This is a genomic window from Larkinella sp., from assembly GCF_965227735.1.
In the GTDB taxonomy this organism is placed as follows: Bacteria; Bacteroidota; Bacteroidia; order Cytophagales; family Spirosomataceae; genus Larkinella.
Genome location: NZ_OZ245776.1, coordinates 3,805,951 through 3,829,848, shown reverse-complemented (window position 1 = coordinate 3,829,848; position 23,898 = coordinate 3,805,951). Strand labels below are relative to the sequence as shown.

Here is a 23,898-nt window from a genome sequence, read left to right as displayed (position 1 = left end):
AAGGTGCTCAACCGTCATGTTTACCGGCCTAAATAAATCATTAAAATGGAAATATCCGAAGCACTCACACCACTGATGCGTGACGCCTGGCCAATGGTTTGGGGACGAATCCGCTTCAACTTTTCACGCCCTTCGAACGACAAAGCGGAAAGCCGGTCGAAGTCAAAATCGGGACGGATAATCAGGCTTTCCAGCTTCTCCGTGCGTTCCACTAACATCCGCTCCTTCTCGATATAGCTTTCGTATTTCACCAGAATCACGGCTTCCTCTACGGTTTCTTCATTGAACGCGTTGAGGTAATCCGCAACATTGTCGCCCAGCATGGTCAGTTCTTTGCGGTTAATTTCCGGTCGTCTCAACAGCGCATAAGGCGATGTTTTTTCCCGAATCTGTGCACTTCCCAGCGAATCCAGCAGGGTGTTAATGGTTTCTGGTTGCACCCGCATCTGTCTCATTTCGTCCAGAATGGCCGTTACATTGGCCTGTTTGGTTTGCATGAGATCGAACCGTTCCTGCGAAGCGAGGCCAATTTTATATCCTTTTTCGGTCAGGCGCAGGTCGGCGTTGTCCTGCCGAAGAATGGTTCGGTATTCGGCGCGGGACGTAAACATGCGATACGGTTCTTCCGTCCCCTTCGTAATCAGGTCATCAATCAGCACGCCAATGTAGGCTTCGGAACGCTTCAGCGTGAATTCGCCGAGTTCCTTTGCGGTATTGTGGGCGTTGATTCCGGCCATCAAACCCTGGCAGGCGGCTTCTTCATAACCGGTTGTTCCGTTGATTTGACCGGCAAAAAATAGCCCGTCGACCAACTGCGTTTCCAGCGTTTGCTTCAATTGGGTCGGTGGAAAGTAGTCGTATTCTACGGCGTAGCCGGGGCGAAACATCTTGGCATTTTCGAAACCCGGTATTTTTCGCAACGCTTTTATCTGCACATCTTCCGGTAAAGAAGTCGAAAAACCGTTGACGTACACCTCAACGGTATCCCATCCTTCCGGTTCTACGAAAATCTGGTGGCGATCTTTGTCGGCAAACCGGTTGATTTTATCTTCTACGGAGGGGCAATACCGGGGGCCTAAACCCTTAATCCGGCCCGTAAACATGGGTGAGCGTTCAAAACCGGTCTTCAAAATCTCATGAACTTCCGGGTTGGTATACGTGATCCAGCAGTGCCGTTGTTTGGTTAAAGCGGCTGTATGGAGGTAAGAAAACTTGCCCGGATTTTCATCGCCAGGCTGTTCTTCCATCAAATTATAATTTAAACTGCGACCGTCAACCCGCGGTGGCGTCCCGGTTTTCATCCGGCCTGCTTCAAATCCGAGTTGAACGAGTTGTTCCGTTAAACCGGTGGCTGATCGCTCGGCGGTCCGCCCGCCCCCAAAGGTTTTCTCTCCGATGTAGATTTTTCCGTTCAGGAATGTTCCGTTTGTAAGTACAACGGAGTCAGCCAGGATTTCCATACCCATGCTGGTTTTCACACCAGCGACCCTTTTGTCTTTCACGATGATTTCAGTCACCATATCCTGCCAGAAATCCAGATTGGGTGTTTCTTCCAGGGTTTTACGCCACTCAGCAGCAAAAACCATTCGGTCACTTTGACAACGTGGACTCCACATTGCGGGACCTTTGGAGCGATTAAGCATTCGGAATTGAATCATGGACTTATCGCTGATAATGCCCGATTGGCCCCCTAATGCATCGATTTCCCGAACGATTTGACCTTTTGCCACACCACCCATTGCCGGATTGCATGACATTTGAGCAATCGTTTGCATGTTCATTGTAATCAGTAAGACGGACGAACCCATCGTTGCGGCTGCTGTGGCAGCTTCGCAACCGGCATGACCCGCTCCTACTACAATAACATCATACTTATTGAACATTGATTTGAGATTTTACAATTTTGAAAAAATGTTCCACGTGGAAACATTTCACAACGCGACAAAAAAGAAATACAAAAATAGAAATAAAACAAGCGTAAAGAGAAGTATAGCTAAAATCAACGTATGCCAGACTGAAAAGATTCAAAAGAAAAAAGGGGCCGAAGCCCCTTAACTTACTTTAACTTTTTGAGGTACGAATCCACTTCGCGTTTGTAGAAAGGTGAAAAGTCGGGTGGAACCGAGCGCAACAATTCAACTTGTTTTTGCTTATCCTTCACCAGTTGTTCGTATTGTGGAGGTGGTTTCCGCATAACCGGCTTGGCCGATTCCGCTTTCCGCTGCATATCTTCCTCCTGCTCTTTAATCGCTTTTTCAGATTCCAGCAAACGAATTAACATCTCCTGCTGCCGTTTAATGGTGTTCTGTGTGACACGTTTGTTGACCAGATCGGTTTCTGTCTCGTCCATTTTATTCATGATGTCATTCATTTCACCACCCAATTTCTTGCCCAATTCAGTACCTTTTTGGGCGTCCTGAAGCTCTTTGAGCATTTTTCGCATCATGGCCTGTTCGGCAGCCAGGCGTGAAAGCTCTTCCGACATGCCGCGTCCGCCTTTTCCTCCCTGCCCCTGCCCTTCTTTCATGAGTTTTTGCATTCGCTCGTTTAGTTGCTTTTGCATTTCCCCCATCGACATGCTCTTACCTTTGCCTTTTTTCTTGCCTTTCCCCGAACCGGATGCCGACATTTGGCTCATTTGCTCCTGCATTTGCTTGAATACATCGCTGAGCATGAGGGCCAGATTGTTGATGGAAGTCATCGCAAATTGCTGCTTCGATGTAGCGACATTTAATCGACGTTCGCGAATGTATTTAACACTTTCATCCATGTATCCTTTCATGCTGTTCAATTCCCGGGTCACAAATGACTGAATTTGCAGAACCCGATTGGCCAGTGCATACAGGCTGTCTTCAATGATTTTGGCGTCATCCTGGAGCTTCAATTGATCCTGAGCGAGTTTTACGAAGCGGGGATCCTGCAACGAAACCGCCTTGAAATCTTTCATGACGCGTTCCTGATCAAATGAGAGTTGAATCAGATTTTCGAGAATGTCCCGCAAATCATCCATGTTTTCCTGCGACTCTTCCATCTCCGCCGACTGTTGTTGTTGCTCCAGTTGCTGGCTCAACTCTTTCATTTGCTTGGCGGCTTTTTTCTGCGATTTTGACGCTTTATCGTTTTGTTTCTGATCGAGTTGTTTCTGACTCTCTTTTTGCTCGTTGCTGATGTCCTGTTGAAGATCTTCACGCGTGTCTTTTTCCTGCGGATTTTTCATCTCCTCCGCCATTTTTTCAATCTCTTTCAGATCTTCACGGGTCTTCTCAAACTCCTTATTGAGCTCCTCCTGCTTCTTGCTCAACTCCGCATTCTCATCTTTTTTAGCGTTATCCTCTTTTTTGGAATCGCTGTTCTGCTCCTTCTTGTCGCCGTTTTCATCCTTCTTCGACTGGGCTTTCTCGTCCTTCTTCGAATTCGCATCGTCTTTTTTCGATTGAGCTTTGTCGTCTTTTTCTTTCTGAGCTTCCTGCTTCTCGGTTTCGTTCGCCAGTTTCTCTTGTTTTTCGGCTTGCTTCTCCAGATCTTTGATGGCATTCTCCATCTTCTGTTCCATCTGAAGCTGCTTGAAAAGCTCCAAGGCGCGCTCTAATTCCTTCTCCAGATTCTTCTCTTTATTCTTCAGCCGGTCGAGCATATCGATCATTTTGTCGTCCTGCTTCTGCTCCAGCATCTTCTTCAGTTCTTCATACAGCTTCTGCGTTTCCGGATCCATCAACTCGTTCATGAGCTTCTGGAGCTGCTCAAATTTCTGGAGCATTTCCGGATTCTGGTTGTTAAACCGCTCCTGGCGTTCGTTGTTGGTCTTGTTCTGTTCCTGCAGTTCTTTCAATTCCTGCATCAGTTCTTCCCGCTTTTTCAGCAAATCTTCGGCTTGTTTTTTGTCCTGAAAATCCAGATTCTTCTTCGTTTGCAGGCGGTTTTCCAGTGCATTCAGATCCTTTTTGAGCTGCTGTGCTTTCGTCAGCGTTTTGCTGATCTGGTTTTCGGTTTTCTGGGCCGACTGCTCGGCGGCCTCTGCCAGCTTGGCCTGATCAGGAACGGCAAATTGAGCGAAGCTGGAACGGGCGCTTTTGAAGCCATTCACCACGTCATTATCCCACACCTGAACGAAATACTCAAGCCGGTCGCCGGGCTGCATTTTCAGGCTGTCGAGTCCCCACTGGTAATAAAAGTTTTGGGTAGCTGCTGATCGGTTGAACGGAACCGCGCGGGTTAGGAATTTATCCGGTGAGTTTTGACCCGCCCGGATCACTTTGTACATCACTTTCAGGTTGGAAAAACCGTAGTCGTCGGTGATAGTTCCTCCCAGCATGACGTAATTATAGAAGGTCGTATCCTTGAAATTTTCCAGTGAAACCTGCGGAAATTTGTCATTGACGACGTTCAGTGTGTACTGAATATTGTCCCGGCTGGCCGCTACTTTGTTCTTCAGGGAAATGGAATACGTCGAGGATTTCTTCACCACGCGCGAAAATTCGAACTCATCCGACGATTGTTTATCAGCCACCAGCCCCCTCGGCTCGTTGCCAAACCGCACCAAAACCGAGTCGGTATTGGCCGCCGAAAACCGCCAGGTCACCTGCGTTCCTTCGGGAACGAGCAGATTGCCGACGTTCGAAAGTTGCTCTGACGGTTTGTTGAGATAGGACGGATACACCAGGCTGACGTCGAAAGCCAGCAAACCCGGGCGATCCAGAACAACCAGTTCGTAGCCCGGCGAGTTGAATCCGACGGCCTCAAAACGGAACGGAATATCGCGTTGAACATTGTCGAACGTGTACGTGAAAAACCCTTTACCGTCGTTGGTTAGCTTGAAACGCGTGTTGTTCGAAACCAGATAAACGTCCTGTGGCAAACTGTTTCCCTGGAGCTGTAATTCCAGCGTATAGTCTTCGTTCCGAAACGCTTTGAGATTTTTATTGCGCAATTGAAACTGAAACGGAGCTTCTTCCGCAAACTCCTGATCGTAGCTGATAATTCGCTTCGACGTGCTGGTCAGAAAAGCCGGATACAGCAGCAGCAAACCGCCGATGATAAACGCCGGAATAATGGCAAACTTGATGAAACGGCGGTTTTGATTGATTTGAATCGCATCGGCAAACCGGACAATCAGCAGTTGTTTCGACCGCTGGTTAATGCTGGCTTCGAGCAGATCGCTTTGCTGACGCGTCAACGCCCGAAGTTGCAGGGTGTTAAGGAGCTTGTCCCCTACCTCCGGAAAAAACCGGCCGATCTGTTGGGCGGCTTCTTCGTTGGTCAGCGATTTTCCGATACCGTACAGATGCACCAGCGGATTGATGATCCAGTAGTATAAAGCCAGCAGCAGAACCGTTAACGAACCAAAAAACAGCACACCGCGAACCGGCGAGCTAAACCGACCGAAAAACTCGGCCGTGTTCATCAGCAGATAGATCGACAGCGTAAAGGCAATGAAAAATATGGCACCTTTCGCAACCTGGTTGATGTAAAATTTCTTTCTGTATTCTTCAATACGCAGCAGCAGCGTTTGAATGGATTCTTGCATCTGCATCGGTCTAGTCTTAAAGGGTTGGCACTGCTCCGGTCATCACAACTCAATGATCCTAAAATGAAGATAATCAATTGAACCTTAACTTCCTTCTGATAACGAAAAAGATCGTTGTACAATTTTATCCCGTGGCTCGACTCACTGGTTTTCGGGCAAATCGAGGTAATCGCTGAAGTAGGTAATGACGTGAAGTTTTAGAAAATTCTCCTGCGTCAGCAAGTCGACATACGGAACTTTCTGAACCAGTTTCCAATGGGGCCAGCCGTCCTGATCGGTTCCTGCCAGTTCATAATACCCCGAAAAGCTCAAGACTTTGCAGATGGCGATGTGCATCAAATCCTGTTTCTGTTCTTTCGTGAAAATCTGCGTTCCCCGGCCCAGTTCCTGCACGCCAATCAGAAACAACACGCTGTTTAAATCGGCTGGTCGTTTGCCAATGGCTTTCTCCAGATAGTCCAGTACCTGCTCCCACTCCTGTTCAATTTCCTGTGTAATCATCCTTCGTAAAAATTTATGGAGTTTGTTCACTCATTTTTATGACTTTTTCCACCCGCCTTCGTCACATAGGGAGAGAACAAAAGAGGAATGGATTCTGCACGTCGTTGCATCAAAATAATTTCAACAAACCAAGTTCGTGAAAATCATTGGAAAATTGGTTGCGGGCGGTTTTCGGGATCTGCTCAATCTGTTTTACCCGAATCCCTGTCTGCTGTGCCGCAACTCGCTGCAAAGTCAGGAAGAATTGATTTGTACGGCCTGTCGTCTTGAACTTCCCGAAACCGGACAGCACCGGGGCGAAGCACTGGTGTCGGGTCAACTCCGGTTTGCCGGAAAGGTGCCGGTGAATTTTGTGTATTCGTATCTCTATTTTAACAAGAAAGGGAAAACGCAGCGACTGATTCACGCCCTGAAATACCGCAACAACAAAGAGGTAGGAAGTGTAGTCGGGCGTTGGTATGGCTATCAGTTGAAAACCGACATTCAGTTAAACAAGCAGGTTGATCTTATTGTGGGTGTACCGCTGCATCCGGCCAAACTTCGGCAACGCGGTTACAACCAGAGCGACTGGTTTGCTCAGGGGCTGTCGGAAACGCTGGAAATACCGTGGAGTGATCGGGCGCTGGTACGCAATCTCTACACCATCAGCCAAACTGGAAAAGATCGGATTGAACGCTGGCAGAACGTCAATAACGTCTTCGGGATTGGCGATCCGGATTTAGTGGCAAATAAGCGGATTTTGCTGGTCGATGATGTCCTGACTACCGGAGCGACTTTGGAGGCCTGTACGGCGACTTTATTGGCCGCTAACAGCCAATCGGTTGGGATTGTAACGATAGCGGCCACCCGATAGTCGGGCGGCCGCTGTAAGGGTCCAGGAAGTTAGCTCTTATTTGTTCCGTCCTCCGGCGATCATGGCACAACGGAAACCGATGGTGGCCGTTGCCGAATCCTGCGCCATGAACCGACGTGTACCCGGTGACAACCAGTAAGCAACATCGGCCCACGAACCACCTTTGTAAACCCGTAATTTATCGTTGATGATCGAGTTGCCGTTTTTCGTATCGTAGTTTTTCTCATCATCCTGATACCCATCCCGACGCAGCGGGTTAAGGTCGTTCATATCCTGATACGACAGTGGACGATAGACGTCATACACCCACTCGTTCACGTTCCCGGCCATATTATACAAACCGAAATCATTAGGCATGTAGGTATAAATTTCAGCGGTAATAATGGCCGCATCGTTCGATTTTCCGGCAATACCGGCGTAGTCACCACGACCGCGTTTGAAGTTGGCCATCATCTGACCTTGTTTCCGGCCTTTCTTGGCGTTTCGAACAGACGAACCATCCCACGGATAAATGCGCTGGTTCGACTGGTTTTCGTCGATATACTGCGTACCGATCATGGCTTTGGCAGCATATTCCCACTCCGCTTCGGAAGGCAGCCGGTAATTCGGCAGCACATTGCCGCTTTCCATCGAAGCCGTCGTTTGCGAATTTTTGGCAACCGCTACCGGTTGTTCGCCCTCGGCAACGGCCGGAGCCGCTTCTTCTTTCTTCTTGCGTTTGAGCGAGAATCCTTTTTTCTTGCCGCTGCTGGCACCTTTCTGGGCCAGGTTGGCATTGACGGCATCCGTCCGCCAGGTGGAATAATCCACGGCCTGCTCCCACGAAACCCCAACGACCGGATAATACCGGAAGCCTGGGAAACGCAGGTATTGCGTTACGTAGGGATCGTTATACGACAGCGGGTTTTTCCACACGTTCGTATCGGGCAGCGCGCGGCTGTAAATTTCTTCCGACGAATCACGTTGAATGGCGTCGAGATATTCCAGGTAGTGAATGTTGGCGATTTCAGTTTCGTCCATGTAGAACGACTGAATGCTGACGGTCCGCTCGCGGTTGTCACGCGAGTTCATGACATCTTCTTCCAGCGCACCCATCGTGAAACGGCCTCCTTCGATGAAGACGAGGTTCGGGCCGGCCGATTGTCCTCTGTACTTAGCTACCTGAAATCCGTTCTCCTTATTGTAGTTAATACCGGTGGCCGTACTTTCCTTCCCCGGCTTCACGCTGGTCGGGTGTTTGGACTTACACGCGCCTAACACTGCGGCAAAAGCCAGCAGATAGACCATCGAGCGTAACGGTTGTTTTCGATTCATTGTGATTAGGTAACTAATAGAAGTTCAAAATTACAGTTTGTCAGGGAAACTTTCACGATTACGAACAGCCGAATCCGAATTTTACGGCCATCACTCCACCATCTGGCTCAACACATCATCCATCTGATCGACTGCATTTACGTCTCGTTGCGTAAAAATCAATTTTCCTTTAAAGTCTTTTAATGAGCAGGTTGCCGAATTTTTCTTGACATAATCAATTACTTTGCCAAACTGCCCGGAGTTGAAGAAAGCGTCATTCCCAGAAGAAACGAAAGTCCCCTTCATGATATTATTTTTTAGTGTCAATTTTTCGAGCTGTAAACGCTCGGCTTTCCAGCGAACCATCACCAATTTGATCAGATTCTCGACTTCTTCGGGCATCGGGCCAAACCGGTCGGCGATAGATCGCTGAAAATTCGTCAGTTCCGTCTGGTTTTGAATATTATCCAACTGATTATACAACGACAGACGCTCCGAGATATTGGCTACGTATCGTTCGGGAATCAACACTTGCAAATCCGTTTCGATGAGCGTATCCGGCAGCAGGCTTTTCAGCGTTTCGTCATTGGGCATAAACAGGTTTTTGAACTCGGTTTCTTTCAGTTCCTGAACGGCTTCGTCCAGAATCTTGTGGTACATTTCAAAACCAAGGTCGTTGACAAAACCGCTTTGTTCGGCTCCCAGCAGATTGCCCGCACCCCGGATGTCGAGGTCACGCATCGCAATTTTAAAACCTTCGCCCAATTCTGAGAAATCTTCGAGCGTTTGCAGCCGTTTCCGGGCATCCGTGGTGATCGCCGAAACCGGGGGTGTCATCAGGTAACAGAACGCTTTTTTGTTGGAGCGCCCTACCCTGCCGCGCATCTGGTGCAGATCCGACAGACCAAACATGTGCGCCTGGTTGATAATGATGGTATTGGCATTCGGAATGTCCAGACCGGATTCGATGATGTTCGTCGAAACCAGCACGTCATTTTCGCCTTCGATAAACCGGGTCATCACCCGCTCCAGCCGGTCGCCTTCCATCTGACCGTGGGCCACCGACACACGGGCGTCGGGCACCAGCCGCATGATCAGATTAGCCATCGACTCGATGTCGCTCACCCGGTTGTGAACAAAAAATACCTGACCACCCCGCCGAACTTCGTAGCTAACGGCGTCGCGGATGACGGCTTCACTAAACGTGTGGACTTCGGTCGTCACCGGCTGGCGGTTGGGCGGTGGCGTCGCAATCACCGAAAGATCGCGCGCGCCCATGAGCGAAAAGTGCAGGGTTCGGGGAATTGGCGTGGCCGTTAGCGTCAGCACATCGACATCGACCCGCATTTCTTTCAGCCGATCCTTCGTTTTAACGCCAAACTTTTGCTCTTCATCAATTACCAGCAGCCCTAAATCTTTGAATTTGATGTCTTTATTCACAATCCGGTGTGTTCCGATTAGAATGCCGGTTTCGCCCGAAGCCACCCGTTTCAGCGTTTCCTTGATTTGGGCCGCCGTTCGAAACCGGTTGATGTATTCGATTTTAACCGGGAAATCGGCCAGCCGCTCGCGGAACGTATTGTGGTGTTGCATGGCCAGAATGGTTGTCGGCACCAAAACCGCCACCTGTTTATTGTCCGTAACGGCCTTGAAAGCCGCCCGAATCGCCACTTCGGTTTTGCCAAAACCGACATCACCGCACACCAGCCGATCCATCGGGTGTGACTGTTCCATATCAACTTTCACGTCCGCCGTCGCTTTGGCCTGATCCGGCGTGTCTTCATAAATAAACGACGATTCGAGCTCGGCTTGCAGAAAACTGTCGGGCGAAAACGCAAAACCGGGGGCCTGCCGGCGTTTGGCGTAGAGCGCAATCAGTTCTTTGGCAATGTCCTTGACCTGTTTCTTGACCCGCGATTTTTTCAGATCCCACTCCTGCGAACCTAGTTTGCTCATCACCGGTGGCGTACCTTCCTTCCCCGTGTATTTAGCAATCTTGTGCAGGCTGTGAATGCTGACCAGCAAAATGTCATTGTCGCGGTAAATGAGCCGGATCGCTTCCTGTTCACGACCGCCAACGTCCACTTTTTCCAGCCCCGCAAACCGCCCGATGCCGTGGTCGACGTGCGTGACGTAATCGCCGGGTTGCAGCGTTTTCAGTTCCCGCAGCGTGAGGGCTTTCGATTTGGAGAATTTATCGCGAACGCGGTATTTATAATACCGGTCAAAAATCTGGTGGTCGGTATAACAGACGATTTTCGTCTGTTCGTCCACAAATCCTTCTTTCAGCGAAATGCCTAAGGCCTGAAATTTGAGAAACGGATCGAGTTCTTCAAAAATCGTTTTTAAGCGTTCGTGCTGTTTATACGACTCAGCCGCGATGATGTTGGTGTAGCCTTTCGACTGGTTTTCAGCCAGGTTTTCGACCAGCCGCTTGAAATCTTTGTTGAACGACGGCTGGGCTTTGGAAGCGTAGGCGAGTTTGTCGTCGGATTTGAAATAAAACCGGCGGCCAAATTCCACCGTCCGGAACGGCTTGATCTGATTGAGAAAACCGCGCCGGGTTTCAAACAAAGTGTTCGGATCAGAAACAATCTTGATTGCACCTTTGCCACCCACCAGACTGGCCAGACTCTCTTCGGCTTTTTCAAAACTCTTTTCAATGATTTCGAGCGTCAGCTCCACGTCTTTGAACCAGAGCGTGGCGGTTTCCGGAAAAAACTCCAGAAACGGCTCCCGGCTTTCGTGCGTCAACTTGTTTTCAATATTGGGAATAATGCTGATGCGATTTACGGGATCGGTCGAAAGCTGACTTTCGGGATTGAACAACCGGATGCTTTCAATTTCATCGCCAAAGAGTTCGATCCGGTATGGAAACTCACTGGCAAACGAAAAGACGTCGATAATTCCCCCGCGAATGGAGAATTGACCGGCTTCGTAGACAAAGTCGGTTTTCTCGAAGTCGTAACTGTTCAGCAGTTCGTTGATGAAATTGGCATCCAGTTTATCACCGGTCTGGACCGACAGCGTGTTGGCCCGCAGCGACCGTTTATTGATTACTTTTTCTGATAACGCTTCCGGATACGTGACGACAACGGCATTTTCTTTGGCGTCCGAATTGAGTTTATTCAGCACTTCCGCCCGCATCAGCACGTTGGCATTTTCGATTTCCTCGTATTGATACGGTTTTTTATACGACATCGGAAAAAATAGAACCTCCTGACCCAGCATATTTTGCAGGTCATTGTAGAAATACGAAGCTTCTTCCCGGTCGCTTAAGATGAACAGAAACGTGGAGGGGTTTGTGCGGTAAATCGACGCGGCCAGCACGGCATCCAGGCTTCCGGTAATGCCTTTCAATTGAATGCGCGAAGGTTCTGACGTGTGTGGCTGGCGGAATTGTTCACCAATGATTTTGATGAAGCTATCTTCAGTATATAAAGTAATTAAATCGGCTACTTTCATAGAGAAATAAAATGCCAAAAGCCGCAGGGAGCGAATTTTCCATGCGGCAAACAGCAACTGATTAACCGTCTGTGAACGGTTTTGGTTGCAAAATTAAACGGTGCGGTCGTACGCAATATCTTCTTTGTCCAACAGCGCAATAAACGCGTCGCCGGGTTGAAACAAAATCACCAGCTCGCGGGGCGTAACGCCTTCTTCTTCCTCATCGACCCATTTCCAGTCTTCGGCGGCCACGTCCAGAACGTTCAGTAATTCCACCTTGCGCGCTTCATTTTTTTCCTGCGACAGAAAAGCATCCGAATGGGTAATGTACAGTGCAATTTTGTCGTCATCCAGCCAGTCCAGATCGTTCAGTAATTCATCCAGGGATTCGAGATTGAATTCAAAATAATCCGGGAATTTGAGTTCGCGGGCCAGTAGCTCGTAGAAGGCTTTGAACGTCTGGGCCTTCTGGCCGTCGATTCGGGCCACCCGAAAAGCAGCGTACGGTTTTAGGTCCGAATCCGATTGAACGACTCTAAAATTTGCCATGAATAAGCGGAAGATGAGAAGGCAAAAATAGTCAATTCAGCGAAAACAAGGGCATTCGTAACGAAACGATATTGTTGAACATCAGTTCCGTAATGGTCGGATCCATGTAGCTGATCAACGGGAATTCCGAAATGATTTCCATCACATCAAATTCCGTCTGCGCTTTCACCACGCACCACAATTTCTGACGATCGAGCGATAAGGCATAGGACAGCAGTTTCCCGCTTTCCATCAACTCGTTTACTTTCAGTCGCTGGAGCGGGATTTTTACCGTAAATTCCTCCGTCATGTCGACCGGAAGATCAAATTCTACCATAAACTGGCTCATAGCGGTGGTAGTTTTAGGTGTACAACTCTCGAATGGGGGCACCGGACGTTGGCGAACCGGCAATCAATTGATTAACAATCTTTAGCTCATCTTCGTTGACCGAATGCGGAAAATTTGGATATAATTTCATCTTCACCTCCGCACCCATCGACCGGAACACGCCTTCCGACTCAATCACCCGTTCTTTGGGAATGTGCGGGTCGATGTCGCTGCAACCCAGAAAAACCGGCGTTTCTTCCAGTTCGCCTTCATACAGCCGGGGTGTTCCCGGAGGGCCGATCAAACCACCGCTCAAACCAAAGACGCCCCCGTATGGCATGGCGTTGCGGGCCACGTATTCCAGCGCCAGACAAGCGCCCTGCGAAAAGCCCAGCCAGAAAATCTGGGGCGTTTTAAAATTATAATCGGATTGCAGCCGGGCGCGAATGCTGCTCAACACCTGAAGTGCCGATGACAAATGCGGTTCGTTTTGTTCCAGCGGGCTCAAAAACGAATACGGATACCAGGTATTCTGGCTGGCCTGGGGCGCAATAAAGGCAAATTCCTTGTCGTCGATGTGACTCGACAACGACAAAATATCCCGCGCCGGCGCTCCCCGACCGTGGATCATAACCATGACTTTGGTGGCCTTCTCCAGCGGTTTCCCGGCGGTTACGAAATTATTCGGATTGTGTATCATAGCAACTTTTGCGGATTATTCCGGTTTTGTCATGCCAATCGGGACAACTGGATGACAAAACCGGACGGAAGAAAGCGATTATTTTACTTCAATTTTCGGTAAAGCCGCTTCGATTTTAGCGCGACGGGGTTCGTACCACTCCGGCAATTTAAGCGTTTTACCCAATTCTGCAACCGGTTCATCGACCGAGAATCCCGGAGGATTGGTAGCGACTTCGAATAAAATACCGCCCGGTTCGCGGAAATAAATGCTGTGGAAATAATTCCGATCCTGAACGGGCGTCACCTGATACCCGGCTTCCAGGAGCTGATGCTGGAGAACAAGCTGCGATTCGTCCGTATCCGTCGAGAAAGCCACGTGGTGAACCGAGCCTCCCCCCTGCTGCCCCCGAACATCATTGGGCGAATGCTGCACATCGACATAATTGCCGGAACCGCCTTTGCCCGCCTGAAACCGAAACCGTCCGGCTTCTTCCGATACCAACGTGTGACCGAGCGATTCGGTTAATAATTTTACCGTATCATCAATCCGAAACTCGTTCAGGGTGACGGTGTGAAAGCCTTTCACGGCATGTTCGACGGGAATAAAACCGTTCGACCAGCCCGGCCTTTGATCAGCGTCATTGGCGACCAGTTCGATGCCCATGCCGTCGAAATCTTCAAACCGCAGATACGTTTCGCTAAACCGTTGCAGCGGTTCAGTGTGCGCAATGTTAAACTCGTTCAGCCGGTTGATCCAGTAAGTCAACGACGCGGACGGAATAGAAAACGCCGTGTAGGTCAGTTGTCCCCCACCCTTGCGTCCGCGGTGAATGTTTTTTCCGTACGGAAAAAAGGTCAGAATGCTCCCCGGCGACCCGGTTTCGTCGCCATAATACAGGTGATAAACGTCCGGTGCGTCGAAATTGATGGTTTTTTTTACCAGTCGTAACCCCAGAATATGGGTGTAAAAATCAACATTACGTTGGGCTTCTCCGGCGAGAGCAGTGACGTGGTGTAACCCATTGACGAGCGTTTCCATAATTGAATATCAGTTAATTAAAGTAATTCGTTTTGGTTCGAGTTTTTAAATGTTATTACATTTAATGTATATACATTTAAAATGATGTTTGAGTTCACTGATTTTAAATAAAAGTGTAAAGATGCCTTTTTTGTCAGCATGACCGTTTTTATGCATTACCTTTGCGTTGCTAATCTTAATAAGGGGTGCCTTAATACAACGGGCTGAGATTATACCCATTGAACCTGCACCGGGTAATGCCGGCGAAGGGAACGGATCTGCGGATTGGGTCAGAATGGCTCGACCGCACAATTTATTTATCATCCAAACAACCAAAAGGTAGGTTGGCCCCTTGCCTATCGTAAACTTTTCAGTCACATGAAAAAAGTTACGACCTATCTTGTTGGTGTGGCAGCGTTACTTTGCTTGTCATGCCTGCCCGCCTGGGCGCAATTCTCTATTTCAGGGAGAGTCAGCGATGCCGACGGCGGAATCTTACCCGGAGCTGCCATCGCGGTCGAAAACACGTACAAAGGTACCTATGCCGACGCCAGTGGTGCTTTTCGTCTGACCAATCTCAAACCGGGTTCACTCCAGCTTCGTATTTCTCTGCTGGGTTACGAGCCGGTTTTGCAAACCGTTGAACTGAATCGGGATGCTGAGATCGCCGTATCGCTCACCAAAACCGCCGTTGCCATCGATGAGGTGGTGGTGAGTGCCACGCGGGCCAATCAGAAGTCGGCGATTGCCTACACGAACGTTTCGGCGCGGGAACTCAGCAAACAGAATCTGGGTCAGGACATACCGCTGCTACTCAATTTCACACCGTCGCTGGTCACCACCTCCGACGCGGGCGCGGGCGTGGGCTACACCGGTTTTCGGATTCGGGGTTCGGATGCGACGCGGATCAACGTGACGGTCAACGGAATACCGTACAACGACGCCGAATCGCAGGGAACGTATTGGGTCAATATGCCTGATCTGGCGTCGTCCGTCAGCAGCATTCAGATTCAGCGGGGCGTCGGCACATCGACCAACGGAGCGGGCGCTTTTGGCGCGTCCGTCAATGTCCAAACCAATAGTTTCGAGAAAAATCCCTATGGTGAAGTGGATGTGTCGGGCGGTTCTTTTAACACGTTAAAAACGACGGTAAAAGCGGGTTCAGGTTTGTTGAACAATCACTTTGTGGTAGACGCCCGGCTTTCCCGCATTGTTTCCAACGGTTTTGTCGATCGCGCGTCGTCCAATCTGAAGTCGTTTTACCTTTCAGGGGGCTGGTACGGAAAAAAAAGCTTCGTGCGGCTGAATGTATTTTCCGGAACTGAAAAGACGTACCAATCCTGGAATGGTATTCCCGAAAGCTTGTTGAAAACCAATCGTACGTATAATTCTTACACGTACGATAACGAAGTAGACAACTACCAGCAGGACCATTATCAACTGATCAGTTCGCACGAATTGAGCCGCAAGTGGCGTTTGAATGCGTCGTTGCACTACACGCAGGGCCGGGGCTATTATGAGCAATACCGGGCCAACAACAAGCTGGCCGACTACGGTTTGCCGTCAATCGTGATTCGTGATTCGACCATCAGCCGAACCGATTTGATCCGCCGTCGCTGGCTGGACAATGACTTTTACGGGGCGGTTTTTTCGCTGGATTACAATAGCTTCGGGAAGCTGACGGCCCACATCGGCGGAGGCTGGAATCAATACAAGGGCAAACATTACGGCGAGGTCATCTGGGCGCGGTTTGCCAGCACCAGCAACATCCGGCACCGGTATTACGACAACGATGCCACCAAAACCGATTTTAATCTGTACGGGAAGACCTACTATCAGTTTACGTCAAAACTAAACGCCTTTGTCGATTTGCAGGTGCGAACGGTTGGCTATTCGTTTTTAGGATTCGACAATCAACTACGAAATGTGCAACAGGACGCCAATTTGAGCTTTTTTAATCCGAAAGCCGGGATTACCTACGCCCTGAACGACCGCAGCACGGTGTATGCGTCCTACGGCGTCGGTCACCGGGAACCCAACCGCAATGACTACACGCAATCGACACCGGCCAGCCGCCCGAAAGCTGAGACCTTGAATGACTGGGAAGCCGGGTACAAAATGCAAACCCAGCGCCTGGCTTTTTCGGCCAATCTGTATTACATGAAATACAAAAATGAACTGGTATTAACTGGACAGATCAATGACGTTGGGGCGTATAACCGTGTCAATATTCCGAGCAGTTACCGCGCCGGGATCGAACTGGAAGCGGGAACGGCGCTGGCGAAAAACCTGCGCTGGAACGTCAACGCGACTTTCAGCCAAAATAAAGTCAAAACGTTTACGGAGTTTCTGGACAATTACGACACCGGCGAGCAGAAAGTGAATCAGTATACCAATACCGACATTGCCTTCGCGCCGAACACCATTGTAGGCTCTCAACTGCTGTACACACCCGCGAAAGGACTGGAAATAGGGTTGTTATCAAAATACGTCGGGAAGCAGTATCTGGACAATACATCCAGCGAAAACCGCCAACTGGACGCCTATTTCGTCAACGATCTGCGTTTTATTTATACCGTAAAGCCCAAAGGCATGAATGAACTTTCGTTTTCGTTCTTGCTGAACAACGTTCTGAGTGAGTTGTATGAGTCGAACGGCTACACGTTCAGCTACATTTCGGAAGGGAAAACAGTGACGGAAAACTTCTATTATCCGCAAGCCGGACGGAATTTTCTGGCGGGGGTAAAAATACGGTTTTAGTAAAAAAAGCCGGCTACAAACCGGCTTTTTTATGCCATTTCTATTTCAACTTTACTCGGATTAATTTGGGTACTCGAAGCATTTAATACTTCGATTCCAACCAGCGAGCCCGTTTCCGAATAGTCAAGGATAACACCAGGTTTATCTTCATCACTTTCGGCAATCGGTTCATCGCTCAGGCGAATGTAAAGTATATCGGTTTCTTTATCGTATTTCACTTTCATACGTATGTACTTAGTTTAGAAGTTCGATATACCGTTTTAACCAAGTTCGGCGTCTTTTCGGAGTTAACAAATATTCTGACTAGATAATTTTTGCCAGATAAAAGAACCGTGGACTGGTAAATAACTTGTCCAATCCCATCGGGAATTATTTTGTCAGGATTCTCTAAAATCGTATTCACCACTTCTAAAGAAATACCGCGTAAGCTCATTTGTTCGATCGCATGGCGTGATAGTTCGAAATTCCTATTCATTACCCAATCGCCTGATTCAAATCCGCGATTAAATCGTCAATGTCCTCAATACCAACGCTTAAGCGAATCAACGTGTCTTTCAAGCCGTTTTTGGCGCGTTCTTCTTTTGGAATGCTGGCGTGCGTCATCGAGGCCGGATGCGTGCAAAGCGACTCGACACCACCGAGCGATTCGCCCAGTGAAAAAACCTGGAAACTTTCCATCACTTTGATGGCTTCCGGCAGCGAATCGCCGTGGAGTTCGAAGGACACCATTCCACCAAAACCGCGCATCTGTTTCTTCGCCAGTTCGTGCTGCGGATGGGTTTCCAGCCCCGGATAATTCACCTGACTCACTTTCGGATGCTGGCTCAAAAACCGGGCAACTTGCAGCGCGTTTTCGCAATGCCGCTGCATCCGGATGTGGAGCGTTTTGATCCCGCGAAGCACCAGAAAGCAATCCTGCGGCCCCGGAACAGCGCCACACGCATTCTGGATAAATTCCAGTCGTTTCGCAATCTCATCATCGTTCAGAATAATCGCGCCCATTACCGTGTCGGAGTGACCGCCGAGGTATTTCGTCACCGAGTGAAGCACGATGTCGGCGCCCTGATCCAGCGGGTTTTGCAAGTACGGCGACGCAAACGTATTATCGACCACCAGCAGCGTGTTTTTTGCTTTCGTAATGGCAGCAATAGCTTGAATATCAACGATTCGCAGCAGTGGATTGGTCGGCGTTTCGATCCAGACCATTTTCGTTTGGGGCGTAATGGCGGTTTCCAAAGCCGACGGATTATCCAGTCCGATAAAGGTGAATTTGATGCCGTATTCCTGAAAAACCCGCACCATAATCCGGTACGTACCGCCGTAGAGGTCGTTGCTGGCAATAATCTCGTCGCCGGGTTTGAAAAGCTTCAGAATGGCGTCGGTGGCCGCCAGACCGGATGCGTAGCAAATCCCGTGTTTGCCGTTTTCCAACGCGGCCAGGTTGTTTTGCAAAACCGTGCGGGTCGGGTTTTGCGTCCGGGCGTATTCATAGCCCTTGTGCTTGCCGGGCGATTCCTGAACGTAAGTCGACGTTTGGTAAATCGGCGTCATGATGGCGCCCGTTGTGGGGTCCGGTTCAATGCCGGCGTGGATGGCTTTGGTTGCGAATTTCATGCCCGAATGTAACACGGTTTTAGAAACCGTGCCAGTCATTGCCGTGAAAAGCTGTAAGTTTGGTGCGTGAAGACGGTATTATTCAAAGCATTTTCGGGACCAGCACTGGCGGGATTGGTCCTGTCGGTGGCCCCCCTCCTGTTCAGTTCGGCGCTGACGTATCTAACCATTTCGAACGAAGAAACCGTTGCCCAATTTAACGGCTGGGAATGGCTGCTTTTGACCATCGCCTGTTGCCTGACGTCAACGTTTGCCCTGACGCCACCGACCTTTCTAGCACTAATTTTTGGTTATTTTCTGGGCTGGAATGCCTTGCTGCCGCTTTTTGCGCTCAATATGGTTTGCATCTTACTGGTCAACAAACTGGTAAGCTGGTTTGATCAGGACCGGTTTTTGCATTTTATCGAGCAGAATCCCAAGGCCAAAAATGTCCTGGAACGCATCCGGGAGCAGGAATTGAAGGTGATATTTTTTACGAAATTATCACCGGTTTTGCCTTTTGCCGTAACGAATCTGGTGTTTGCGTTGTCGGGTGCGCGGTTGAACAACATTTTGCTGGGCGGTTTTCTGGGCATGATTCCGCGGACCCTGATTGCGGTCTGGACAGCAAAGCAAGCCAAAGAAATCCGGGCATTAGTCGAAGATCCAAATGCCGGTAATGAAACGCAGCTTCTCATTGGGATTCTGCTGCTGGCGTCGGTTGTTGGGTTATTTGTGGTTTTGAATCGGGCCTTAAAGCGCTAAAAATAGCCCCCAACCCCCTAAAGGGGGCTTATGCATCCGGTTTTGTTAAAGCCCCCTTTAGGGGGTTGGGGGTGAAAAAATCTTCGCTACTTTCTCGATCAGTCGGTTGTGGCCGGTTTTTAAAACCGTCAGTTCGTACGCGTGCAATCGTCGGCTCAAGGGTTTGATGTACGAAACCGGCAACACCTGATCAAAATGTCCGGCAAAAAAACGCACTCGTACCGGATTATTATTCAAAATCTCGCTCAGTTTTCGGTGATTGAACTGTAATTTCCGGAAATACACCCAGGCATTATACACGGATTCCCGCTGCTCCTGCGTGGCAAGCGTACTTTCGGCAAATCGCAACACACTGCGATTGATAAGACCCAGCGCTAAAAAGAACAACCCAAACCGGTGGAAAAGCGGCATATGCCTCAGGAAATACCGAAAAAGCTGCCGACCCAGACCGCTATTCGTTGCGATGTGATACCACGGGCTGATCGTAATGCCGTCGGGAGCCAGCAAAATCAGTTCTGTTAGTTGTTGGGGAAATGCTTCGGCGGTGGCCAATGCAAACCGCCCGCCCACACTGAACCCCAAAACGGCGAAGCGATCAATCTGATGGTGATGCAGAAACGCCTGAATGATTTCCTGAAACCGTTGTTTGGTCAGAACATTGTCAGAAGCTTGGGCGGGTTGGGAGCCGTGAAAAAACAGATCGAAGGCATACACCGCAAACCGACCTTCCAGTTGCTGCGCCAGCGGTTCAAAGGCCCGGTGATCCTGACCAATTCCGTGGAAAGCCAATAAGGGAACGGGGCCGTTTGACAGCTTGAAAACCGGGAGCATGACCAAACATACAATAAACGACTGTTCCCGGCAAGCCAGAGCCTGCCGGGAACAAGGTATCGGACCCAAAAAGACTTAATCCTGCATCAGCAGATACGATTTGATAAATCCGTCTAGGTCGCCGTTCAAAACTGCATCGGTATTGGACGTCTGATAACCGGTGCGGTGATCTTTCACCCGGCGGTCGTCGAGGACGTAACTGCGGATTTGCGAGCCCCACTCGATTTTCTTCTTGCTGGCTTCCACTTCCGCACGGGCGGCATTCCGTTTTTCGACTTCGATCTGGTACAGTTTCGATTTCAACAGCCGCATCGCCACCTCCTTGTTCTGCAACTGGCTCCGCTCCTGCTGGCATTCGATGATCAGACCCGAGGGCCGGTGACGCAGCCGTACGGCGGTTTCGACCTTGTTAACGTTCTGACCACCAGCACCACCCGACCGGAACGTATCCCAGTCAATGTCGGCCGGATTGACTTCAATTTCGATCGAATCGTCGATGAGCGGATAGGCGTAAACGGAAGCAAACGACGTATGCCGACGGGCGTTGGCGTCGTACGGCGAAATCCGCACCAGCCGGTGAACGCCGTTTTCCGATTTCAGGAAACCGTAGGCCAACGGGCCGTCCACTTCCAGCGTCGCCGACTTGATACCGGCACCGTCGCCGGGCTGATAATCCACCTGTTTGACCTTGTAGCCGTGCTTTTCGGACCACATCAGGTACATTCGGTAGAGCATATCGGCCCAGTCCTGGCTTTCGGTTCCGCCCGCGCCGGAGTTGATTTCCAGAACCGCACTGAGCTGGTCTTCCTCATTGCTGAGCATCTTCTTCAGCTCCAGATCGTCGAGCGCGGCTTTTACTTTTTCGCCCTCGGCGTCAACTTCTTCTTCCGTCACGTCGCCCGCTTCGTAAAATTCATAAAGCGTTTCGAGGTCGCCCACCAGGGAATCGACATGCTCGAAACCGCCCGTCCAGCCTTTCAGGGCGCGGACCTGCTTCATGGTTTTCTCGGCACCTTCGGCGTCCTGCCAGAACTCCGGTTGCGTCGTACGGTCTTCTAAATCAGCGAGTTGTTCTTTTTTGCTATCGTAGTCAAAGATACCCCCTCAGGGCCTCTACTCTGGCCCTCACGTCCTTTAATTGGTCGGTCGTCATATGCGTGAAAAAATAATTGAATGGTAAAAGTTTTCCTAATTAGCCTGCAAAGATACGATTTTGGAAACCGCTATCCGAACGCAACAAAAAAGCGGATGATTTCATCCGCTTCCCATTGTGGATAGAAAACAGGTTAAATGCCTTTTTGTTGGACGTCGGTTACGAGTTCAATGGGCAAATCCAATAGTTCGGCGATCTGCTCAACAGACAGTCGTTTTTTATGAAGTAATGAGGCTATTTGTTCACGATGAGCCTGTTCTTTGCCTAATCGAACCCCCTTTTCGGTTCCCTCTCGAACCCCTTCTTTCAATCCTTCTTTGATGCCTTCCTCGCGGCCTTTTTTATAAAGCCGGTCAATCGTGATGTCGAATCCGTGTGCCATGGTTTCTGCTTCTTCTGAAACGATTGAATTAAAATTACGGAGTTGGGACAATATTTCCAATTGGCGGATAAATTTGCCGAGCTGTAAATGATCGGGCGCTACCTGATGCAAATGCAGTAAAATCTGACTGATGATCTCACGCGGTTTTTCCTGCTGAAAATCAGCTAAAATCGTCAGAATCAGTTCTTCCGGTTTTTCGGAATTGATAAATTGCTGATACGGGATTTCGCTCAGGTTGACGAGCGTAAATTGATATCGCAAGGTCCCGGTTTCCAATTGAACCGGCATTCGGGCGTGGCCTTCACCGATGTAAAAGACATACTGCCGAACCAGAATTTTATATTTCCGCAGCATCATGGCGGCATATTCCAGCATCCGGTACACCATGTCCGGCGTGTCGGTGGTCTGAATCTCGATGTGCAGGATGTACGGGTCATTCTCCACATCGACGACTTTCTTTAAAAAATCGGGAATCCGTTCGACGGTTCGTTGTAATTTCTCCGGCAGATTTTCGAACCTTATCGGATTCAGACCGACGGTTTTCCGAACCAGAGGCAAAATGATTTCAGCCAGATTTTCCCGGAAAATCTTATCGTAATCCTGTGACATGAACGCACGGTTTCAAAGCGGTTTCTCCTTAGACGGGAAAGGATGCGGAAAGTAATGCAGGAATAGAGGGTGATTGAAAACCGGGGCGGAGTAGAAGTAGGTGGTAAATCAACTTTTCAAACTAACTTTGCGTTCCCCTGATAGAGTTACAGTTCATTCTACTACTCATTAACATTCCGCAAATTATGGCATCACAATATGATGTAATTGTTCTTGGCAGCGGCCCCGGAGGCTACGTAGCTGCTATTCGCGCGTCGCAATTAGGATTTAAAGTAGCCATTGTCGAACGCGAAAGTCTGGGTGGAATCTGCCTGAACTGGGGTTGTATCCCAACCAAAGCCTTGTTGAAAAGCGCGCAGGTTTTTGAATACATCAAACATGCGGACAAATACGGTATTACCATCAGTGGTGAAGCCAAACCCGATTTTGGTGCGGTAATTCAACGTAGCCGGGGGGTGGCCGACTCGATGAGCAAGGGTGTTACCTTTTTGATGAAGAAAAATAAAATCGATGTTCTGTTCGGCAACGGAAAAGTAAAACCGGGTAAGAAAATTGCCGTAACGGATAAAGACGGTAAAACCGCCGAATACGAAGCCAAACACATCATCATTGCCACCGGTGGCCGCGCCCGCGCCCTGCCCGCCGTTCCGATCGATGGCGAGAAAGTGATCGAATACCGCAAGGCGATGTCGCTGACGAAACAACCCGAATCGATGCTGGTAATTGGTTCCGGGGCCATTGGGGTCGAATTTGCGTATGTCTACGCATCGATGGGCACGAAAGTGACCATTGTCGAGTTTATGCCGCGGATTGTGCCAGTCGAAGACGAGGAAATCTCGAAAGAACTGGCTAAAAATTACAAGAAACTGGGCGTCGATATTTATACGAGTTCGGAAGTAACCAAAGTCGATACGAGCGGAAAACTCAGCAAAGTGTATGTCAAGACGCCGGATGGCGAAAAGACGTTCGATGTGGAAGTGGTGCTGTCGGCGGCTGGTGTGGTGGCCAATATCGAAAACATCGGTCTGGAAGAAACCGGTATCAAAACCGAACGGGGTAAAATTACTACCGACGACTTTTACCGCACGAATGTGGACGGTTATTACGCCATCGGCGACTGTACCAAAGGCCAGGCGCTGGCGCACGTGGCCTCAGCGGAAGCCATCATTTGTGTGGAAAAAATCGCCGGTCTGGACCACGTCGAGCCGATGAACTACAACAACATTCCGGGTTGTACGTACTGCACACCGGAAATTGCGTCGGTTGGCTACACGGAGGCTGCGGCCAAAGAAGCCGGTTATGATATTCTGGTGGGTAAATTCCCCTTGTCAGCATCAGGAAAAGCCAAAGCCGCCGGTGCGCCGGAAGGTTTTGTGAAAGTGATCTTCGACAAAAAATACGGCGAGTGGTTAGGCGCTCACTTCATCGGGTACAACGTCACGGAAATCGTTGCCGAGGTGGTGGCCGCCCGCCGGTTGGAAACCACGGGTCATGAAATCCTGAAAGCGGTTCACCCTCACCCGACCATCTCGGAATCTATCAAGGACGCGACGGAAGCGGCTTACGGCGAAGCAATTCACCTCTAAGTCAGGAAAATAGAGTTTTAGTTTTTTACAGAAATGCCGCCGGGAG

19 protein-coding genes are annotated in these 23,898 nt (G+C 49.5%); 4 read left to right on the top strand and 15 right to left on the bottom strand.

Annotation, left to right across the window (positions count from 1 at the left end; translation table 11 throughout):
- Window positions 1–20: 20 nt before the first annotated feature.
- The 3 genes from mnmG to ACO064_RS14865 all read right to left on the bottom strand — a co-directional run bounded on the left by mnmG (window position 21) and on the right by ACO064_RS14865 (window position 6,025).
- On the bottom strand, window positions 21–1,883 hold the full coding sequence (gene mnmG, locus ACO064_RS14875; RefSeq protein ID WP_421828060.1) for a tRNA uridine-5-carboxymethylaminomethyl(34) synthesis enzyme MnmG: 1,863 nt from the start codon (window positions 1,881–1,883) through the stop codon (window positions 21–23).
- A gap of 173 nt (window positions 1,884–2,056) precedes the next feature.
- Entirely contained in the window at window positions 2,057–5,524 is a 3,468-nt protein-coding gene (locus ACO064_RS14870; RefSeq protein ID WP_421828059.1) for a DUF4175 family protein, read from the bottom strand.
- A gap of 141 nt (window positions 5,525–5,665) precedes the next feature.
- Window positions 5,666–6,025 carry a hypothetical protein gene (locus ACO064_RS14865; protein WP_421828058.1) on the bottom strand — a complete coding sequence of 120 codons (360 nt, stop codon included), beginning with the start codon at window positions 6,023–6,025 and terminating at the stop codon, window positions 5,666–5,668.
- Window positions 6,026–6,161: 136 nt separating this feature from the next.
- Here ACO064_RS14865 and ACO064_RS14860 point away from each other — a divergent pair, with 136 nt between their 5' ends.
- Window positions 6,162–6,878, top strand: a complete 717-nt coding sequence (locus ACO064_RS14860; RefSeq protein ID WP_421828057.1) for a ComF family protein — start codon at window positions 6,162–6,164, stop codon at window positions 6,876–6,878.
- A 36-nt stretch (window positions 6,879–6,914) separates the two neighbouring features.
- Here ACO064_RS14860 and ACO064_RS14855 read toward each other — a convergent pair whose 3' ends face one another.
- The 6 genes from ACO064_RS14855 to ACO064_RS14830 form a co-directional block, all read right to left on the bottom strand.
- Complete coding sequence (locus ACO064_RS14855) at window positions 6,915–8,192, bottom strand: SUMF1/EgtB/PvdO family nonheme iron enzyme (RefSeq protein WP_421828056.1); 1,278 nt, start codon at window positions 8,190–8,192, stop codon at window positions 6,915–6,917.
- Window positions 8,193–8,282: 90 nt separating this feature from the next.
- Window positions 8,283–11,636, bottom strand: a complete 3,354-nt coding sequence (gene mfd / locus ACO064_RS14850) for a transcription-repair coupling factor (protein ID WP_421828054.1) — start codon at window positions 11,634–11,636, stop codon at window positions 8,283–8,285.
- A 93-nt stretch (window positions 11,637–11,729) separates the two neighbouring features.
- Window positions 11,730–12,167, bottom strand: coding sequence for a barstar family protein (locus ACO064_RS14845; RefSeq protein ID WP_421828052.1), 438 nt, complete (start codon window positions 12,165–12,167; stop codon window positions 11,730–11,732).
- A gap of 31 nt (window positions 12,168–12,198) precedes the next feature.
- A complete protein-coding gene (locus ACO064_RS14840; protein ID WP_138995205.1) occupies window positions 12,199–12,495 on the bottom strand; it encodes a muconolactone Delta-isomerase family protein in 297 nt (98 codons plus the stop codon).
- Window positions 12,496–12,508: 13 nt separating this feature from the next.
- Complete coding sequence (locus ACO064_RS14835; protein WP_421828051.1) at window positions 12,509–13,174, bottom strand: alpha/beta hydrolase; 666 nt, start codon at window positions 13,172–13,174, stop codon at window positions 12,509–12,511.
- Window positions 13,175–13,252: 78 nt separating this feature from the next.
- Complete coding sequence (locus tag ACO064_RS14830) at window positions 13,253–14,194, bottom strand: ring-cleaving dioxygenase (protein ID WP_421828050.1); 942 nt, start codon at window positions 14,192–14,194, stop codon at window positions 13,253–13,255.
- A 357-nt stretch (window positions 14,195–14,551) separates the two neighbouring features.
- On the opposite strand from ACO064_RS14830, the gene ACO064_RS14825 reads away from it, so the two are divergent.
- A complete protein-coding gene (locus ACO064_RS14825) occupies window positions 14,552–16,933 on the top strand; it encodes a TonB-dependent receptor (protein ID WP_421828049.1) in 2,382 nt (793 codons plus the stop codon).
- A 29-nt stretch (window positions 16,934–16,962) separates the two neighbouring features.
- Here ACO064_RS14825 and ACO064_RS14820 read toward each other — a convergent pair whose 3' ends face one another.
- The 3 genes from ACO064_RS14820 to ACO064_RS14810 are packed head-to-tail and all read right to left on the bottom strand — an operon-like array spanning window position 16,963 to window position 18,547.
- Complete coding sequence (locus ACO064_RS14820) at window positions 16,963–17,157, bottom strand: DUF2283 domain-containing protein (protein WP_150877500.1); 195 nt, start codon at window positions 17,155–17,157, stop codon at window positions 16,963–16,965.
- Window positions 17,154–17,408, bottom strand: coding sequence for a DUF4258 domain-containing protein (locus ACO064_RS14815; RefSeq protein ID WP_421828048.1), 255 nt, complete (start codon window positions 17,406–17,408; stop codon window positions 17,154–17,156). The genes ACO064_RS14820 and ACO064_RS14815 overlap by 4 nt, the downstream gene beginning before the upstream one ends.
- On the bottom strand, window positions 17,408–18,547 hold the full coding sequence (locus tag ACO064_RS14810) for a cystathionine gamma-synthase (RefSeq protein WP_421828047.1): 1,140 nt from the start codon (window positions 18,545–18,547) through the stop codon (window positions 17,408–17,410). Before ACO064_RS14810 ends, ACO064_RS14815 begins: the two co-directional genes overlap by 1 nt.
- A 66-nt stretch (window positions 18,548–18,613) precedes the next feature.
- Here ACO064_RS14810 and ACO064_RS14805 point away from each other — a divergent pair, with 66 nt between their 5' ends.
- On the top strand, window positions 18,614–19,291 hold the full coding sequence (locus ACO064_RS14805) for a TVP38/TMEM64 family protein (RefSeq protein ID WP_421828045.1): 678 nt from the start codon (window positions 18,614–18,616) through the stop codon (window positions 19,289–19,291).
- A 57-nt stretch (window positions 19,292–19,348) separates the two neighbouring features.
- Here ACO064_RS14805 and ACO064_RS14800 read toward each other — a convergent pair whose 3' ends face one another.
- From ACO064_RS14800 to ACO064_RS14790, 3 genes are all read right to left on the bottom strand, one after another.
- Entirely contained in the window at window positions 19,349–20,122 is a 774-nt protein-coding gene (locus ACO064_RS14800; protein ID WP_421828044.1) for an alpha/beta hydrolase, read from the bottom strand.
- Between the two features lie 75 nt (window positions 20,123–20,197).
- A protein-coding gene (prfB, locus tag ACO064_RS14795; protein WP_421828043.1) for a peptide chain release factor 2 occupies window positions 20,198–21,275 on the bottom strand; the annotation gives its coding sequence in 2 pieces (ribosomal slippage) (window positions 20,198–21,214 and window positions 21,216–21,275; 1,077 coding nt in all).
- A 133-nt stretch (window positions 21,276–21,408) separates the two neighbouring features.
- Window positions 21,409–22,266, bottom strand: a complete 858-nt coding sequence (locus tag ACO064_RS14790) for a hypothetical protein (protein ID WP_421828042.1) — start codon at window positions 22,264–22,266, stop codon at window positions 21,409–21,411.
- 185 nt (window positions 22,267–22,451) lie between these two features.
- Between ACO064_RS14790 and lpdA the strand changes: the two genes are divergently transcribed.
- Complete coding sequence (gene lpdA / locus ACO064_RS14785; RefSeq protein ID WP_421828041.1) at window positions 22,452–23,852, top strand: dihydrolipoyl dehydrogenase; 1,401 nt, start codon at window positions 22,452–22,454, stop codon at window positions 23,850–23,852.
- Window positions 23,853–23,898 lie beyond the last annotated feature (46 nt).

Bases quoted from the DNA above. Each gene is read 5' to 3' on its own strand.
- ACO064_RS14840 (WP_138995205.1), bottom strand. From the start codon at position 12,495: ATGAGCCAGTTTATGGTAGAATTTGATCTTCCGGTCGACATGACGGAG.
- ACO064_RS14815 (WP_421828048.1), bottom strand. From the start codon at position 17,408: ATGAATAGGAATTTCGAACTATCACGCCATGCGATCGAACAAATGAGC.
- ACO064_RS14800 (WP_421828044.1), bottom strand. From the start codon at position 20,122: ATGCTCCCGGTTTTCAAGCTGTCAAACGGCCCCGTTCCCTTATTGGCT.
- ACO064_RS14810 (WP_421828047.1), bottom strand. From the start codon at position 18,547: ATGAAATTCGCAACCAAAGCCATCCACGCCGGCATTGAACCGGACCCC.
- ACO064_RS14835 (WP_421828051.1), bottom strand. From the start codon at position 13,174: ATGATACACAATCCGAATAATTTCGTAACCGCCGGGAAACCGCTGGAG.
- ACO064_RS14870 (WP_421828059.1), bottom strand. From the start codon at position 5,524: ATGCAAGAATCCATTCAAACGCTGCTGCTGCGTATTGAAGAATACAGA.
- mnmG (WP_421828060.1), bottom strand. From the start codon at position 1,883: ATGTTCAATAAGTATGATGTTATTGTAGTAGGAGCGGGTCATGCCGGT.
- ACO064_RS14865 (WP_421828058.1), bottom strand. From the start codon at position 6,025: ATGATTACACAGGAAATTGAACAGGAGTGGGAGCAGGTACTGGACTAT.
- ACO064_RS14825 (WP_421828049.1), top strand. From the start codon at position 14,552: ATGAAAAAAGTTACGACCTATCTTGTTGGTGTGGCAGCGTTACTTTGC.
- ACO064_RS14845 (WP_421828052.1), bottom strand. From the start codon at position 12,167: ATGGCAAATTTTAGAGTCGTTCAATCGGATTCGGACCTAAAACCGTAC.
- ACO064_RS14820 (WP_150877500.1), bottom strand. From the start codon at position 17,157: ATGAAAGTGAAATACGATAAAGAAACCGATATACTTTACATTCGCCTG.
- ACO064_RS14790 (WP_421828042.1), bottom strand. From the start codon at position 22,266: ATGTCACAGGATTACGATAAGATTTTCCGGGAAAATCTGGCTGAAATC.
- ACO064_RS14830 (WP_421828050.1), bottom strand. From the start codon at position 14,194: ATGGAAACGCTCGTCAATGGGTTACACCACGTCACTGCTCTCGCCGGA.
- ACO064_RS14855 (WP_421828056.1), bottom strand. From the start codon at position 8,192: ATGAATCGAAAACAACCGTTACGCTCGATGGTCTATCTGCTGGCTTTT.
- mfd (WP_421828054.1), bottom strand. From the start codon at position 11,636: ATGAAAGTAGCCGATTTAATTACTTTATATACTGAAGATAGCTTCATC.
- lpdA (WP_421828041.1), top strand. From the start codon at position 22,452: ATGGCATCACAATATGATGTAATTGTTCTTGGCAGCGGCCCCGGAGGC.